Source organism: Bradyrhizobium sp. S69 (assembly GCF_009766005.1).
GTDB lineage: Bacteria > Pseudomonadota > Alphaproteobacteria > Rhizobiales > Xanthobacteraceae > Bradyrhizobium.
Window position 1 is genome coordinate 37275 of the sequence record NZ_LMUK01000060.1, and the last position, 15553, is coordinate 52827.

A 15553-nucleotide genomic window follows, 5' to 3' on the forward strand; every position below is an offset into this window, starting at 1 on the left:
GCCGTGACCTATCAGCATATTCTCTATGAGGTGAGCGAGAAGATCGCGACCATCACCTTGAACAGGCCGGACCGCATGAATGCGTGGACGCCGATCATGGAGCGTGACGTTCGCCATGCCATGGAAGCCGCCAGCGCCGACGACAATGTGCGTGTCATCGTGCTGACCGGCGCCGGCCGCGCGTTCTGCGCCGGGGCCGACATGGATGCGCTGAAGGGTCTCGATCCCGATGATGTCAGGCGCGCGGCGAACGTGCCGCCGTTCGACATGAACCGCCGGCCGGACTGGCAGGCGCGCTATGCGTATTATCCGTCGATCGCAAAGCCCGTGATCGGCATGCTGAACGGTGCCACCGCCGGCATCGGCCTGGTGCATGCGCTGTATTGCGATCTTCGTTTTGCCGCCGACAATACCGTGTTCACGACCGCCTTTGCGCGCCGGGGATTGATCGCCGAGCATGGCATCAGCTGGATGCTGCCGCGCCTAGTCGGTCACGCCCATGCGCTCGATCTGTTGATGTCGGCGCGGCGGGTGCAAAGCGATGAGGCGCTGCGCATCGGTCTCGTCAATCGGCTGTATCCGCCCGAGCAACTGCGCGAGCAGACCTATGCCTACGCGCGCGACCTCGCCGACTTCGTCTCGCCAAGCGCGATCGCGGTGATCAAGCGGCAGCTGTACGACGTGCCGTTCCAGACGCTGGCCGAAGCCACCATCGACGCCAACCGCGAGATGCTGGTGGCGCTGCGCGGCAGCGATTTTCGCGAAGGCGTCGCGAGCTTTATGGAAAAACGGCCGCCACGATTTACGGGGAAGTAGGGGGGGGGCGGTTAGGTGGCGATGAACTCAGCCCGTCGTCGCCCTTCGGGCTATGCCGGGCATCACGCTTCGCCTTTCAGTCTTTCGTGGCTGCGCCACGCGTAGCCCGAAGGGCGAAGCGTGGTGGAGCCAGGCGGGATCGAACCGCCGACCTCGTCATTGCGAACGACGCGCTCTCCCAGCTGAGCTATGGCCCCTCCGCGGCCGCCCCTAACACGTCTTGGGGCAGCCAGCAGTCGGCGCCATTTACAATCCGCATCAAGGGCAAGTCAAGAACGCCGAAATCGTTGTTTTCCGGGCGGTTTGGCCCGGACTTCCCTTGTTTGGGCGGGGCGGAACCGATATTTACCCGGTAGCCGAATCTGGACCGAAACCTGCGAGTAAGCCCACCATGCGCGCCGTTCTCGACATCGTTCTTATTGTTCTGGATCTCTATGTCTGGCTGCTGATCGCGTCAGCCATCCTGTCCTGGCTGGTTGCCTTCAATGTCGTGAACACGCGCAACCAGTTCGTGTCGGCCGTCGCCGAGTTCCTGTATCGGATTACCGAGCCGTTTCTGGCGCCGATCCGCAGGATCATGCCCAATCTCGGCGGCCTCGATATCTCGCCGATCATCCTGATCCTGATCATCATGTTTATCCAGAAGGTCATCGTCTATTACATCTATCCGGCGGTGTTCTGATCGCGCGTATGGATCGCTGATTGTTGCAGAACCTTGAGGGAACCTTGGCGCTATTCCACCCAAGGCATCAGCATCGCGCTGCGGGTGACGCCGCGCGGCGGCCGTGACGACATCGACGGCATCGAGACGCTCGCCAACGGCCGTGCCGTGGTCAAGATTCGCGTCCGCGCCATCGCCGAAGGCGGCGAGGCCAACCGCGCGGTGACGGAACTGCTCGCCAAAGTGCTCGGCGTGCCCAGGGCCAGGATAAAACTGTTGGCTGGCGCGACGTCGCGTCTCAAGCAGGTCGCCGTCGACGGCGATCCCAGGATGCTGGGTGAGTCCTTGCGCAAGGCAATCGCAGCGAAATTGGACACAAAGGACTGAGATGACGGCCAGCATCATCGATGGAAAGATCATTGCCGCCGAACTTCGTGCCCGCGTCGCCGACGAGGTCGCGCGGGTCAAGCGGGACCATCAGCTGACGCCCGGTCTGGCGGTGGTGCTGGTCGGCAGCGATCCCGCCAGCGAGGTCTATGTCCGCAGCAAGCACAAGCAGACCCAGGCCGCCGGCATGGCCTCGTTCGAGCACAGGCTTCCGCCCGATGTCGCGCCGGCCGATCTGCTGGCGCTGATCGGCGGGCTCAACCGCGATCCCGCCGTGCACGGCATTCTGGTGCAATTGCCGCTGCCCAAGTCGCTCGATACCGAAACCGTCATCAACGCCATCGACCCCGCCAAGGATGTCGACGGGCTGCACCCCAGCAATGCCGGGCGCCTCGCCGGCGGGCTGGCGGCACTGTCGCCCTGCACCCCGCTCGGCTGCATCATCCTGACCAAAAGCGTGCATGCCTCGCTCGAGGGCAAAAATGCCATCGTGATCGGCCGCTCCAATCTGGTGGGGCGCCCGCTGGTGCAATTGCTGCTCAATGAAAACGCGACGGTGACGATCGCGCATTCGCGCTCGCGCGATCTGGCGAAATTATGCGCCCAGGCCGACCTGGTCTACGCTGCGGTGGGAAAGCCCGAGATGGTGCGCGGCGACTGGATCAAGCCGGGCGCTACCGTGATCGATGTCGGCATCAACCGGCTGCCCGGTGCCGACGGCAAGGCCCGCCTGGTCGGCGATGTCGCCTTTGACGAAGCCTTGAAGGTCGCTGGCGCGATTACGCCGGTGCCCGGCGGCGTCGGTCAGATGACGGTGGCCTGCCTGCTGGTCAACACCCTGCGCGCCGCCTGCGCGATCGCCGGATTGCCCAAGCCGGGGGTGTGATCCTCGCGGGGGGGCGCGTGTCCCGGACGCGGTGCAGCGCGGAGCGGTGCGCCGCAGAGCCGGGACCCATCGAGCGTCACGGAGCGATTTGCAGAAAAGTGTGGGTCCCGGCTCTGCGGTGCATCGTGAAGGACGCTGCACCGCGTCCGGGACACGAAAACTACTTCGCCTTCGCCTTCGCGCGTTCCATGCCTTCCTCGATCAGCCTGAAGGCATCCTCAGGCCCGCCCCAGCGCAGTACCTTGACCCATTTGCCGGGTTCGAGATCCTTGTAGTGCTCGAAGAAGTGCTGGATCTGCTGCAGCGTGATCTCGGGCAGGTCGCTATAGGTCTTCACCTTGTCGTAGCGCTGGGTCAGCTTCGAGGAGGGCACCGCAATGATCTTCTCGTCGCCGCCGGCTTCGTCTTCCATCAGCAGCACGCCGACCGGCCGCACGCTCATTACGGCGCCGGGCACGATGGCGCGGGTGTTGGCGACCAGCACGTCGCAGGGGTCGCCGTCGTTCGACAGCGTATGCGGAATGAAGCCGTAATTGCCGGGATAGCGCATCGCCGTATAGAGGAAGCGGTCGACCACCAGGGTGCCGGCCTCCTTGTCCATCTCGTATTTGATAGGCTCGCCGCCGACCGGCACTTCGATGATGACGTTGACCTGACGCGGTGGATCCAGTCCGATCGAGATGGCGTCAATGCGCATGGATGGCTCCGTTGCTGCGGGATTAGCACAACCGTCATACGCGGGCTCCACCCGCGTATCCGTCGCGCTTTCAAAGGCCGCTTTAAAAAAAGATGGATTGCCGGGTCAAGCCCCGCAACGACAATCGTAGCAAAAAGCCTGGAGTTAGTTGGTCCAGGCGAAGGCGACCTTGTCGAGCGACTTGGCGCCGAACTTCTCGGACGAGCGCGCCACCATGCGGCCGCCGAGGGCACGATAAAACTCCGTCGCCGGATCGTTGTCGGAGAGCGCCCAGATCACCATGCTTTTCAGGCCGCTTTGCAGCAGGTCGCGGCGGGCGGCGGTGAACAGCCGGCGGCCGAAGCCCAGGCCCTGGAATTCCGGGCGAAGGTAAAGTTCGTAGATCTCGCCCTCGAAGTGCAGGCTACGGGCGCGGTTACGGCCATAGTTGGCGTAGCCTGCGACCTTGTCGCCGAACACCAGCACACTGACGCGGCTGCCCTTGCGGATCGCGCTGTCCCACCATTGCGGACCGCGGCGGTTGATCAGCTTCTCCAGCTCGGCACCGGGAATGATGCCCTGATAGGCCGAGCGCCAGGCTTCGTCATGGGTGGACGCCACCGCGGCTGCGTCCGCAGCTTTGGCCGGTCGAACCTCGATCAGGGTTGTGCTCATGACCTAATCAAAGCAAGTCAGCGCGCCGTCTTCAAGGTCCATCCTTAATTATCGGTTAACCTGTGGATTTCTTGCATCAGTTTTTCCATTCGCTGTACCGAAAAAGGACAACGGGGCGCCCCAAGGGGCCATTGGCTGCCAGTTGGCGGTGCATCGGCGGCCAAATCCCGTTTTGGGCGGGGAGCCTTCACGAAAAAATGCGCCGATTTGATTCGCCGCCGCTAGTGTGCCGGCCGATTGCCTATTCCGGCCGCTCCATTCCGGTGCTCCCTCGCCTCAAGGTAAATTCATGCAATTGTTCAAGGCCCTCTTCGCGCTAGTTGCACTCGTCACGCTCGCTTTTGCCGGTATCCATGGCGCGCAAGCGCAAGCAGGCCTCGGCGCGCAGGGCGCGGAAGGCGAGCCGGCCCGCAAGCAGCAATGGCTGGTGCCGTCGCCGGATGGCGACCTCGCGGCGCACGCGCTGCTGTTTCGCCCTCCCGGCGATGGACCGTTTCCGCTGGCGGTGATTGCGCATGCCTCGACGCAGAATGTGCTGCGCCGCGCGCAAACGCCGCAGCCGGAATACCGCGCGCTGACCGCGTATCTGGTGGCGCGGGGCTACGCCGTGCTGGTGCCGGAGCGGCCCGGCCATGGCGCGACCGGCGGCAAATATCTCGAGGACCAAGGCGGCTGCGACGAGGCCAATTATTCGAGGTCCGGCTATGCGACCGCGGATTCGATCAAGGCCGCGCTCGACTATCTGCTCGGCCAGCACTTTGTCCGGCACGACGGCACGATCATCGTCGGGCACTCGGCCGGCGCGTGGGGCGCGCTGGCGATGGCCGGCGAAGACCCCAAGCTCATCTCGGCGATCATCGCCTTCGCGCCGGGACGCGGCGGCCATGCCAATGACGCACCCAATCAGGTCTGCGCGCCGCACACGCTGATCGCATCGGCGCGCGAATTCGGCGACGAGGCGCGGGTGCCGGTGATCTGGCTGGTGGCGGGCAATGACAGCTACTTCTCGCCTGATATTTCGAAGCAGATGGCCGACGCCTTCCGCACCGGCGGCGACAAGGTCGACTTTCGCGTGCTGCCGGCGTTCGGCGGCGAGGGGCACTGGCTGGCGGAGAGCGATGGCGGAGAAAAAGTTTTCGGTCCGGTGCTGGATGCCGCGATCAAGGCGGGCGCCGTGAAATCGGCCAAGAAAAAATGAAGGAGGCGGCGGTTTTGGGCGCATCGAACCAATGGCCGGATGATGATGTAATTCTCTACGACGGCGTCTGCGTGTTCTGCTCGCGCTGGATCCGCTTCATCGCCGCGCGCGACACCCAAACGCGCTTTCGCTTCACCGCGATCCAGTCCGGCTATGGCACGCGGCTGGCGCAGGCCTTCGGCATCGATCCCCATGACCCCGATACCAACGCCGTGATCCATGGTGGCGTCGCGTATTTCAAATCCGACGCGGCGCTGACGGTGCTGTCCAGTCTGCCAGGCTGGCGATGGGCGCGCGCGTTGCGGCTGGTGCCGAAGTTTTTGCGCAACGCCGTCTACAGTCTCGTCGCGCGCAATCGCTATCGGATATTCGGGAAGTACGAGGAATGCTTTTTGCCCGACGCGGCGATGAGGGCGAGGGTGCTAGAGTAGGCTCCATCCGTCATTGCGAGCCAACGGGTCGGGCGAACGCCCGCCCGATGATAAACTCCGCGAAGCAATCCAAGGCCGCAAAGAAAGACTGGATTGCTTCGTCGCTGCGCTCCTCGCAATGACGGCTTATCCCTTCATCGAAGCGATCACTTCCCCGGCCGCCCGCTCGCCTGAGTCTCTTGCCCCATGCGCCGTCGAGAAAAAGTTCGGCGAGGTGGCCTCTCCGGCAAAGAACAATCGGCCATCCACCGGCGCGGCCAGCACCGCGCGCATTCCGGCGTGGCCGGGCAGTGCGTGTGAATAGGAGCCGCGCGCGTAGGGGTCGTGAGCCCAGCGCGATTCCGCCAGCGGTTTTAATTTGCGGCGAAAATCATTGCCGAGCAGGGCTGCGATCTCGTCGATGCTTTGCGCGGCGAAGGCGCCGGGGCCGGCGTCTTCCAATTCGCGCGCAAAACTTCCGCCGAAATAGCCTTCGATGGCGGCTTGTCCGAACGGCCGCAAATGGTAGCTGCCCATCGCGGTGCGCATGGTGGCGCCGCGCAGACTGCCGTCCTTCGGCAGCGCTTCAGGCTGGTCCAGCGCCAGCATCACCTTGTCGGCGAGGCCGAGCGGCAGACCGATCGCGGCGTCGACTTTTGCGGGCAGCGCGGGGTGAAAGCGAATGGCTTCGTCGGCGATCAGATTGGTCGGCACGGTGACGACGACCTTGCCGGCCTCCAGCGTGCCGAGCGACGTCTCGATCCGCAGGCGCTTTCCCGAATGATCGATCAGGCTCACGTCGCAATTGAGCGCCAGCGGGCACGAGGCGCCATAGGCCGCGATCATGGCGCCATAGCCGTTGCGTACGCGCCAGTTGATCTCGGTATCCTCATAGGCGTCCATGTCGAGGATGGAGACGGCATCGAGCTCGCAGCCATTGATGTAACTCGAGAGCGCATCGATCATCGGGTTCCAGCGGTTGCCGGGCTCCAGATAGTCGTTCGCCGCCGGATCGTGGCCGCTCGCGATCGCCGTCTTTGCAGCCTGCTCGGCGCGGTCATAGAACGCGTCGAGCGCCCGGATGAAATCCATCCGCTCGGCGAGCGCAAACCCGGTATCAAAACTCTGCTCGCGCCACGGCGGGCGGGTCTTGTCGATCTCGAAATTCAGGTGTTCGGCGATGGTGACGAAGCGGTTCTTGTCGGCCGAATGCAACCAGCCGCAGCCGAGGTCGAAGGCGATGCCGGGCGCCGCCATGATGGTATGGCCGCGGCCGCCGGCCCGGTCGCGCGCTTCGAGCACGATGACGGAGAGACCGGAATTTTGCAGCGCATGCGCAGCGGCGATGCCGGCGGCGCCGGCGCCGATGATGGCGACATCGATGGAGGAGGGAAGGGACATAGGGCGTCTATCGTTTCGTCATGCCCGGGCTAAAGCGCAAAGCGCGTCTTTGCGCAGACGTCCCGGGCATCCACGTCTTACTTTCCCAGTATCCAAGACGTAGATGGCCGGGACAAGCCCGGCCATGACGGTATCTGTGTTCGATTCTAGCGGTCGCCTTACGCCACCGCTTCCTTGGTCTTCTCCGCGCGCTTGCGCTCGTTGGCGTCGAGGTGGCGCTTGCGCAGGCGGATCGATTTCGGGGTGATTTCGACCAGTTCGTCTTCCTCGATATAGGCCAGCGCCTTTTCCAGGGTCATCCGGATCGGCGGGGTCAGACGCACCGCTTCGTCCTTGGAGGTGGTGCGAATGTTGGAGAGCTGCTTGCCCTTGAGGATGTTGATTTCAAGATCGTTGTCGCGGGTGTGCTCGCCGACGATCATGCCCTTGTAGACCTTCCAGCCCGGCTCGATCATCATCGGGCCGCGATCTTCCAGCTTGAACATGGCGTAGGCCACCGCCTCGCCTTGGTCGTTGGAGATCAGCACGCCGTTACGGCGGCCCTGGATGTCGCCCTTGTAGGGCAGGTAGTTGTGGAACAGGCGGTTCATGATCGCCGTGCCCTTGGTGTCGGTCATCAGTTCGCCCTGATAGCCGATCAAGCCGCGGGTCGGCGCGTAGAACACCAGCCGCAGACGATTGCCGCCGGACGGGCGCATCTCGATCATCTCGGCCTTGCGCTCGCTCATCTTTTGCACGACGACGCCGGAGAACTCCTCATCGACGTCGATGACGACTTCCTCGACCGGCTCCAGCAGTTGACCATTCTCGTCCTTGGTCAACACCACGCGGGGACGCGAAACCGACAGTTCAAAACCTTCGCGGCGCATGGTCTCGATCAGGATCGCGAGCTGCAATTCGCCGCGGCCCGATACTTCCATCGAATCCCGGTCGGCAGCCTCGACCACGCGCAGCGCGACGTTGCCTTCGGCCTCGCGCAACAGGCGGTCGCGGATCAGACGGCTGGTAACCTTGTCGCCTTCGGTGCCGGCCAATGGTGAGTTGTTGACGATGAACGACATCGACACGGTCGGCGGGTCGATCGGCTGCGCCTGGATCGGCGTCTCGACGCTCGGATCGCAGAAGGTGTCGGCCACGGTGCCCTTGGGCAGGCCCGCGATGGCGACGATATCGCCGGCTTCAGCCAATTCGACCGGCTGCCGCTCAAGTCCGCGGAAGGCGAGGATCTTGGTGATGCGGCCGGTTTCGACCACCTTGCCGTCGCGCGACAGCACCTTCACCGCCTGGTTCGGCTTGACCGAGCCGGATGCGATGCGGCCGGTGATGATGCGGCCGAGATAGGGGTTGGCCTCGAGGATGGTGCCGAGCAGCCGGAACGGGCCTTCTTCGACCACGGGCGGCGCCACGTGCTTGATCACGAGATCGAACAGCGGCTGCATGCCGGCGTCGTGGGACGCATCGGGTGTCATTCCCATCCAGCCGTTCTTGCCCGATCCGTACAGAATCGGAAAGTCGAGCTGATCGTCGGTGGCGTCGAGCGCTGCGAACAGGTCGAACACTTCGTTGACGACTTCGGTGATGCGGGCGTCCGGACGATCGACCTTGTTGATGGCGACGATCGGCTTCAGGCCGAGCTTGAGCGCCTTGCCGACCACGAATTTGGTTTGCGGCATCGGACCTTCGGCGGCGTCGACCAGCACGATCACGCCGTCGACCATCGACAGGATGCGTTCCACTTCACCGCCGAAATCGGCGTGGCCCGGGGTGTCGACGATGTTGATCTGGGTGTCGAGCCAATGCACCGAGGTGCACTTGGCCAGAATGGTGATGCCGCGCTCGCGCTCCAGATCGTTGGAATCCATCGCGCGCTCGACCTGGCGCTGGTTGTCACGATAGGTGCCGGATTGCTGGAGCAGCTTGTCGACCAGAGTGGTTTTGCCGTGGTCGACGTGGGCGATGATGGCGATGTTACGAAGGTTCATAGCTCTTCTTCTGACTAGGCCTATTCAGTCCAGGCCACGGCTGGAGCACGATCTCACCGGAAAACCGGGACCCACTTTTCCGGATCACGCTCAAGAAAACCTGAAATTCGCAGGGCGCTCACCGCCCCAAAAAGGAAGCCCGGCCAAAAGGACCGGGCAAACCCTACGCGTTGCAGCGCAATATAGTCAGAAAACGCCAAAAATCAATGATTTGTTGCCAGATTGATTGACCGATTTTCGCCTCAAAATGAGGCCGCACCCGGCCGCATCAGGTCTCCTCGCTGGGATAGACCCCACGCAACACCTCTTCGAAGTGGTTTTTGACGGATTCGTTACAACGACAGGCCCGCAGCCGGAGCGCGTCCGGGTTCCGGACCAGGATCGAGCCCCGGCGGGTATCCAGCACGCCCTCGGCCTTGAACACCTGGATGACCCGGCTGGCGTAGCTGCGGCCCACCCCCAGCAGCGTCGACAATTGTTCATGCGTCAGCGGCACGACATTATCGCCGTCGGTGCGCTCCATCGCCGAAATGATCCATTTCGCGGTGCGCTGCTCGATCGAATGGATCGCATTGCAGGCGGTCGACTGGAATATCTGCGCCAGCATGCAATCGGCATAGCGCGCGAAGACGTTGCGCAAGGTGTTGGATTTTAGCTTCGCGGCCTCCAGTTTTCCGACGCTGAGGCGCACGAACGGTCCGCCGAACTTGACGACGATCCGGGTGTAGGCCGGCAGATAGCCCTCGCTGACAATGCCGCCGACCGCCCCTTCGCGGCCGACCAGAATGGTTTCGAGGTCGCGGCCATCCTCGTTGGCGACCATGAAGGTCGCAAGGCTCGGCCCGCAGGGGAAATGGACCGTCCCGACATCGTCGCCGGGGTTGTAGAGCAGCTCATTGGCCGCGGCCTCTTCGTGGGTCAGATGCGGCGCGATCAGCGCAAAATCACTCGGATTCAGTCGCCGCAGCAGATTATTGAACGGCCGGTCGTCGGCGTCGGCGGTGGATCGATTGAGCGCAGGCATCGCAAGTTCCCGTGTTTCCGCGGCGACGATAGCCGATGAATTTCATTTGCTGTGTGCACAAGTGAACAGACAACGCAAATGGGCTGTGGTGGTTTCAATTCGGGAACCGCTTGGGGCGCGCTGCAGTGAGGCTTCGGCAATGGACGGCCATTTATTCGACCAATCCAACCCGTTGATCCAACCTGGCAAGATCATGGAACCTGCTTCTCCCAGCATGCCTGCTGTTCCCGACGACGTGTTGCTCGTCGAGGACGATCCGATCATCGCGCTCGACTTCGAGGACACGATCCTTGCTCTGGGGGTGAAGACGGTCCGGACCGCCGCCAGCGTGGCGACCGCGCTTCAGTTGATTGCCGATCGCCCACCGCAATTTGCGCTGCTCGACGTCGGCCTGGTCCGTGAAAAGAGCTTTGCGATTGCCGAACGGCTGGACGCGCTGAAGATTCCGTTCGTCTTCGTCACTGGCTACGACACCGCCGCCGGCATTCCCGCAGCCTTTTCCGATCGGCCACGGCTGCCGAAACCGTGTTCGACCGAAGCGCTTGAGGCGGCGCTGCGACGGGGCGGCGCGGGTGGCTGATGGGTTCGAAATTCCACCGTCATCCTGAGGTGCGAGCTCTTGCGAGCCTCGAAGGATGGCTGCACGCACTGCGCTGAACACCATCCTTCGAGGCGCGCAAGAAAGTGCGCGCACCTCAGGATGACGTCGGAGATAGCTTCACAGGCCCTCAGGATGACGCCCGTAATTTTTCGCTCAGCCCAGCTTCGGATCCAGCGTGGTCGACCACAGCGCGACGTCGGCGCGATCCCGCAAGGTCACCGTCATGCGGCCGGTCTTGCCCTCGATCTGCACATGACCGAAGAACTGGTAGCCGGCCGACGGCGGCAGGTTTTCCTTGCCGGCGTCCGGCGCTTTGACGAACTTCACTTCGGGACCAAAGGTATTGTCGAGCTCGTTCGGTCCGAACGTGCCGGCATGGAACGGGCCGGAGACGAACTCCCAGAACGGTTCGAATTCCTGGAACTGCGCCTTGTCGGGGCTGTAGTAATGCGCCGCGGTGTAGTGCACGTCGGCGGTCAGCCACACCGTGTTGGTGACGCCGGATGTCTTGATGAAGCGCAGGATGTCGGCGATCTCTAACTCGCGGCCGCGCGGCGGGCCGTCGCCTTGCGCGAACGCTTCCGAGCCCTTTTTGTTGGCGGCGTCATCATAGACGATCAGGCTGAGCGGCATGTCGGAGGCGATCACCTTCCAGGTCGCGCGTGAATTGAGCAACGCGCGCTTCAGCCAGGCGAACTGATCGGGGCCGATGAAGTAGGCGTCGGGGCCGTAAGTGGTTTGTTGGTTCGGGCCGTTGCCGCCGCGATAGCTGCGCTCGTCCAGCATGAAGACGTCGAGATGCGGGCCGTAATTCAGCGTGCGGTAGACCCGGCCCGGTTCGACGATGCTCTCGCGCATCGGATACATCTCGTGAAAGGCGCGGGAAGCGCGCGCGGCGAGCAGCGAGATATCGCGCACCTTGTACGTATCCGGAAGCTGCTTGGAGATCGACCAGTTGTTGGTGACCTCGTGGTCGTCCCACTGCACGAAGATCGGCACGTCGGCGTTGAAGGCGCGGACATTGTTGTCGAGGAAATTATATTTGTGCGCGGCGCGGTACTCGTCGAGCGTCTCGGCGACCTTGGCCTTTTCCGGGATCGTGATGTTCTTCCAGGTCTTGCCGTCGGCGAGTTTCACTTCTTCCTTGATGATGCCGTCGGCATAGATGGTGTCGCCGGAATGGATCAGGAAATCCGGCCGGTGCTTGTGCATGGCGGCGTAGGTGACCATGCCGCCGTCGTCGGGATTGATACCCCAGCCCTGTCCGGCGACGTCGCCGCCCCAGACGAAGCTGACGTCGCGGCGGTCGGCGGGCGCGGTGCGGAAGCGACCGACCACCGGCTCGCTGGAAACGTCCGGATGCGACAGGTCGCGAAACCGCACGCGATAAAAGATGTCCTGTCCGCCGGGCAGGTTTTCCAGCAGCATCTTCGCGGTGAAGTCGCTTTCTGGGAGCGCTGCGATCGGCGGCAGCGCCCGCGCATTGGCAAAGGATTCGGTGGTTGAGACCTCGACCATCATTTGCGATGGCCGGTCGGCGCGTGACCACACCACACCACCGTCGACACTGACATCGCCGGACTGCACGCCATGGGTGACCAGCGGCCGGTCGGCGGCGCGGCTGAGATAAGGCATCGCGATGAGACCGGCGCCGGTCGCGGTGGCGGTCGAGAGGAAGCGTCGGCGGGAAATTTTGATCGTCATGCGAGGCCTCGGCCGAGTATGGAGCCGCTATTGGGATTTGGAACCGCTATAGGAAAACTTGATGACGGCGAGATTACAACGCCGAAGCTTGTCTACAGCGCCGCGGTTGCCCGGAGCTGGGCGCCGGACCGTTGCAGGCTGTGCGGCATGCTCATCAACAGCGCCTTGCGGTCGGCGACGGCGTTATGGAACTGCTGCAACGCGATGTTGAAGGCGGTCAAGGCGCCCTCGTTGATGGCGCCGTGCTCGAAACATTGCAGCGTTTCGCGCAGGATGCCGTCCGCCTCGGACTGCATGCGGTCGAGTTCTTCGGTGGAATCGCTCTGGCGCGCGGCCGACAGCATCTCCAACAGCCGGTCGCGCAGCGTCGAATTGGTGTTACGCTGGTCCCTCTTCAGGTAGCCCGCGAACCAGGCGCCGGCGGAACCCATCGCCGACAGGCCCATCAGCCCCCACCAGATGTAATCGCCGTAGCGATCGAGGAAGGTCTTTTCCTCGCCGTCGACAAAGGCCGCGGCGCCCGGATGCACCGGGATCGCCGCGTCCTTGTCGGTATCCGGCGTTTCGATCTTGGCCGCCAGCGGGAACTCCGCCATCACCGACTGCCGGATCGCGAACAATTGCCGGGTGAAGGCGGCGATGGTCGAATCCGACATATCCTTTCGCGCGACGATGTGGTGCGCGAAGCTGATCGTCTTCACCGCATCGTCGGGCCGGTCGGGCGAACCGCCAAAGGCGCCGGCGGGAATGTCGGCGGCTTCGTAATTCGGATGGTTTTGTGCGATCGCCTCGGCGGTATCGATCGCGAGGAAGGTTGGCGTGCCGCCGTCATGCGTGGACGCTGTGATCGCGTCCGTCGTGATCTTGCTGTTGACCGGTCCGGCCGCGAGATAGGCGTCCGCTTTCTGGCTCTTGATCGCTTCGGCGATCTCGCTGGCCGGATATTGCGAGATCTCGACCTTGGCGGGATCGATGCCGTATTGCTGCAGGATCACCTTGAGCAAATTGACATTAGCAGGCGTACGGCCGACGACGCCGACGCGGCGCCCGGCAAGCTGCGCGATCTTGGTGATCTTCGGGCCGGCCTTCTTGCCTTTGCCCTTGGCGGCGGGCGGCACCCACAGCACCGCGACGTTCTTGCGCAGCGTCGCCACGGCTTGCGCATTCTTCGGCACGTCGAGATCGCCGCGAATGATGGCGAGATCGACCTTGCCGTTGGCCAGCGCCTGCGCGCTCTCGGCCGCGCCATCGGTCTGCACCAGACGCAAGCGGATGTAGCCATGCGATCGAAAGCCCTGCGACAGCGCATGGACGAGCTTGACGTCGTCGCTGTTGGCCGGACCGACCGCGATTCGCAGGATCTCCGGCCGCGTCGCGAAGTAGTAGGCGGCGGCGAGCGTGCCGATGATGGCGAGGATACCCGCCAGCATGACGAACGTCATCGGCCGCGGTCCGGGGCGCGATGTCGGCACCTGTTCGAGGTCCGGACCTTCGGTCATCGAATGGCTATAGCCTCGGTACAAATCCCTGGCTGATGTGCCGGGATCGATTTCATCGCCGCCAACGGAATACGGCCGGGATTGTAACAAGTTTCGGGTCTTTCGGTGGGTTACATCTATGTCATGGTTACTGGCCGGGCGATGGATCCCGGGCCGCCCCTTCGGTGTTAGGGTGAGACATGACGTGGAATGGGAGAACGTTATGGCGGAACGGCTGTCGGCGGAGGCACGAAACCAGGCCCTCAAAGGCCTGCCCGGATGGACCGAGACGCCGGGCCGTGAGGCCATTGCGCGCACCTTTGCGTTCAAGGATTTCAACGAGGCCTTCGGGTTCATGTCGCGCGCCGCTTTGGTGGCGGAGAAAAGCGACCATCACCCCGAATGGCGTAATGTTTACAAGACCGTGGAGGTCGTGCTCGCCACCCATGACGCCGATGGTGTCACCGCCCTCGACATCGAACTCGCCAAGGCCATGAACGCGATCGCGGGCCAGCTCGGGGTGGCCTGAGACAGTTTTGCGATCTTGCAAGGATGGCGCGACGTCCCCAGCTTTATGGCTGTTGGCCGCGGCGATTTAGCGCGGCTTTTCGAAAAGCCGGGCAAGGGCGATGGCGAGCGAACACACCATGGGATTTGAGCCGGCCGACCGGCTGGCAAAAGACCGCGAAAGCGTCCGCAAGCGCTTCTGGGTGAAGTTCAAGCGCGTGGTGACCAAACTGCCGTTCGCCGAGGATTTGCTCGCGGCGTATTATTGCGCGTTCGATAAACACACGCCGCGTCATGTCCAGGCGACGCTGCTCGGCGCGCTGGCTTATTTCATCCTGCCGTTCGATTTCATCCCGGACATGCTGCCGGTGCTCGGCTTCACCGATGACGCAGCGGTGCTGGCCACCGCGATCCGGCTGGTCGCGGCTCACATCACTCCGGAGCATCGCGACGCCGCCCGCGCCGCCTTGAAGCGAGGCGCGGGCGAGGCAGAAATTTCGTAACGCTTACGGCTGGTCTGGGGACGGCGGCGCAATCGTCGCGGGCCGATTGACCTTCAACTGATTGTGCAACTCGGCCTTGAATGCGGCGGCGATCGCTTCGCGGGTCGGCGGGGGCTGATCGACCGGCGCCAGTTGCTCGGGCGTCAGTGAAGCGCTCGCATGCGCGATCACGGCGCGACGGTCGCGGTCTTGCAGCGAGAAAATCACACAGGCAACGGCTACCGCGGACGCCGCGAGAAGTCCCGTCGTGATGACGCCGCGTGAAACCGGCGAGGTTCGCCCGCTTGTTTCATCGAAGTGCTGTTCCCGGGATTTGCCAGAAGGTGTGGGCCTGTCGTCGTCGGTCGGGCCGGAAAGAAACAGCGGCAGCGAATCCTCCGATTCCAGGTTTAATTTCGTTCTACGGAATCGGGCGCCCGGTTTGGGCGCAAACCGGGAGTCGTCCCGCGATCTGCCGAATCCATTTTTGATCGGATCATCCGATCGAGCCCGCTTGGCGGTCTCCGTCATAGTGATGCTTCCCCATTATATCGCGTAACGAGGGGGCGCTCGACGCATCAGCTGTCGCTAGTTTCGTCGCCCACCAGCGCCCCCTGTCACGGAAAGCAGCATCGCGCGGTGAATCGGCCCAAAAGACGACGCCG

17 protein-coding genes and 1 tRNA gene are annotated in these 15553 nt (G+C 63.3%); 9 read left to right on the forward strand and 9 right to left on the reverse strand.

Translation table 11 applies throughout. The annotated features are described in order from the left end of the window. Positions 1-3: 3 nt before the first annotated feature. The gene (locus GSQ88_RS31870; RefSeq protein WP_159012082.1) at positions 4-816 is read left to right on the forward strand and encodes an enoyl-CoA hydratase; all 813 of its coding nucleotides are present in this window, start codon (positions 4-6) and stop codon (positions 814-816) included. Positions 817-937: 121 nt separating this feature from the next. Here GSQ88_RS31870 and GSQ88_RS31875 read toward each other — a convergent pair. Then, a tRNA-Ala gene (locus GSQ88_RS31875) sits at positions 938-1013 on the reverse strand. Positions 1014-1207: 194 nt separating this feature from the next. Between GSQ88_RS31875 and GSQ88_RS31880 the strand changes: the two genes are divergently transcribed. The 3 genes from GSQ88_RS31880 to folD are packed head-to-tail and all read left to right on the forward strand — an operon-like array spanning position 1208 to position 2750. Further along, entirely contained in the window at positions 1208-1498 is a 291-nt protein-coding gene (locus tag GSQ88_RS31880; RefSeq protein ID WP_159012084.1) for a YggT family protein, read from the forward strand. Between the two features lie 33 nt (positions 1499-1531). After that, positions 1532-1864: a DUF167 domain-containing protein gene (locus GSQ88_RS31885; RefSeq protein WP_159012085.1), complete on the forward strand. Its 333-nt coding sequence runs from the start codon at positions 1532-1534 to the stop codon at positions 1862-1864. 1 nt (position 1865) lies between these two features. Then, positions 1866-2750: a bifunctional methylenetetrahydrofolate dehydrogenase/methenyltetrahydrofolate cyclohydrolase FolD gene (folD, locus tag GSQ88_RS31890; RefSeq protein ID WP_159012087.1), complete on the forward strand. Its 885-nt coding sequence runs from the start codon at positions 1866-1868 to the stop codon at positions 2748-2750. A gap of 160 nt (positions 2751-2910) precedes the next feature. On the opposite strand, the gene ppa is transcribed toward folD, so the two are convergent. Both ppa and GSQ88_RS31900 read right to left on the reverse strand, forming a co-directional pair. Continuing rightward, positions 2911-3447 carry an inorganic diphosphatase gene (gene ppa / locus GSQ88_RS31895; protein ID WP_159012089.1) on the reverse strand — a complete coding sequence of 179 codons (537 nt, stop codon included), beginning with the start codon at positions 3445-3447 and terminating at the stop codon, positions 2911-2913. Positions 3448-3591: 144 nt separating this feature from the next. Beyond that, positions 3592-4101: a GNAT family N-acetyltransferase gene (locus GSQ88_RS31900; protein ID WP_100384899.1), complete on the reverse strand. Its 510-nt coding sequence runs from the start codon at positions 4099-4101 to the stop codon at positions 3592-3594. 289 nt (positions 4102-4390) lie between these two features. Here GSQ88_RS31900 and GSQ88_RS31905 point away from each other — a divergent pair, with 289 nt between their 5' ends. Further along, positions 4391-5299, forward strand: a complete 909-nt coding sequence (locus tag GSQ88_RS31905) for an alpha/beta hydrolase family protein (protein ID WP_159012090.1) — start codon at positions 4391-4393, stop codon at positions 5297-5299. Continuing rightward, a complete protein-coding gene (locus tag GSQ88_RS31910; protein WP_159012092.1) occupies positions 5296-5730 on the forward strand; it encodes a thiol-disulfide oxidoreductase DCC family protein in 435 nt (144 codons plus the stop codon). Before GSQ88_RS31905 ends, GSQ88_RS31910 begins: the two co-directional genes overlap by 4 nt. Before the next feature lie 126 nt (positions 5731-5856). Here the strand turns inward: GSQ88_RS31910 and GSQ88_RS31915 are convergent, their stop codons facing one another. From GSQ88_RS31915 to GSQ88_RS31925, 3 genes are all read right to left on the reverse strand, one after another. Continuing rightward, positions 5857-7110, reverse strand: a complete 1254-nt coding sequence (locus GSQ88_RS31915; RefSeq protein ID WP_159012094.1) for a flavin monoamine oxidase family protein — start codon at positions 7108-7110, stop codon at positions 5857-5859. 158 nt (positions 7111-7268) lie between these two features. Next, positions 7269-9092, reverse strand: a complete 1824-nt coding sequence (typA, locus tag GSQ88_RS31920; protein WP_159012096.1) for a translational GTPase TypA — start codon at positions 9090-9092, stop codon at positions 7269-7271. A 268-nt stretch (positions 9093-9360) separates the two neighbouring features. Then, on the reverse strand, positions 9361-10116 hold the full coding sequence (locus GSQ88_RS31925) for a Crp/Fnr family transcriptional regulator (RefSeq protein WP_159012098.1): 756 nt from the start codon (positions 10114-10116) through the stop codon (positions 9361-9363). A 193-nt stretch (positions 10117-10309) separates the two neighbouring features. Between GSQ88_RS31925 and GSQ88_RS31930 the strand changes: the two genes are divergently transcribed. Beyond that, positions 10310-10696 carry a response regulator gene (locus tag GSQ88_RS31930; protein ID WP_159012761.1) on the forward strand — a complete coding sequence of 129 codons (387 nt, stop codon included), beginning with the start codon at positions 10310-10312 and terminating at the stop codon, positions 10694-10696. Positions 10697-10870: 174 nt separating this feature from the next. On the opposite strand, the gene GSQ88_RS31935 is transcribed toward GSQ88_RS31930, so the two are convergent. Next, positions 10871-12421: an alkaline phosphatase D family protein gene (locus GSQ88_RS31935; protein ID WP_159012100.1), complete on the reverse strand. Its 1551-nt coding sequence runs from the start codon at positions 12419-12421 to the stop codon at positions 10871-10873. A 92-nt stretch (positions 12422-12513) separates the two neighbouring features. Beyond that, positions 12514-13863: a TAXI family TRAP transporter solute-binding subunit gene (locus tag GSQ88_RS31940; protein WP_246785204.1), complete on the reverse strand. Its 1350-nt coding sequence runs from the start codon at positions 13861-13863 to the stop codon at positions 12514-12516. A gap of 259 nt (positions 13864-14122) precedes the next feature. Here GSQ88_RS31940 and GSQ88_RS31945 point away from each other — a divergent pair, with 259 nt between their 5' ends. Together GSQ88_RS31945 and GSQ88_RS31950 are read left to right on the forward strand one after the other, a co-directional pair. Then, the gene (locus GSQ88_RS31945; RefSeq protein WP_159012104.1) at positions 14123-14428 is read left to right on the forward strand and encodes a 4a-hydroxytetrahydrobiopterin dehydratase; all 306 of its coding nucleotides are present in this window, start codon (positions 14123-14125) and stop codon (positions 14426-14428) included. Between the two features lie 100 nt (positions 14429-14528). Further along, entirely contained in the window at positions 14529-14909 is a 381-nt protein-coding gene (locus tag GSQ88_RS31950; protein WP_159012105.1) for a YkvA family protein, read from the forward strand. 3 nt (positions 14910-14912) lie between these two features. Here GSQ88_RS31950 and GSQ88_RS31955 read toward each other — a convergent pair whose 3' ends face one another. Next, positions 14913-15419 carry a hypothetical protein gene (locus GSQ88_RS31955; RefSeq protein WP_159012107.1) on the reverse strand — a complete coding sequence of 169 codons (507 nt, stop codon included), beginning with the start codon at positions 15417-15419 and terminating at the stop codon, positions 14913-14915. Positions 15420-15553: the final 134 nt, after the last annotated feature.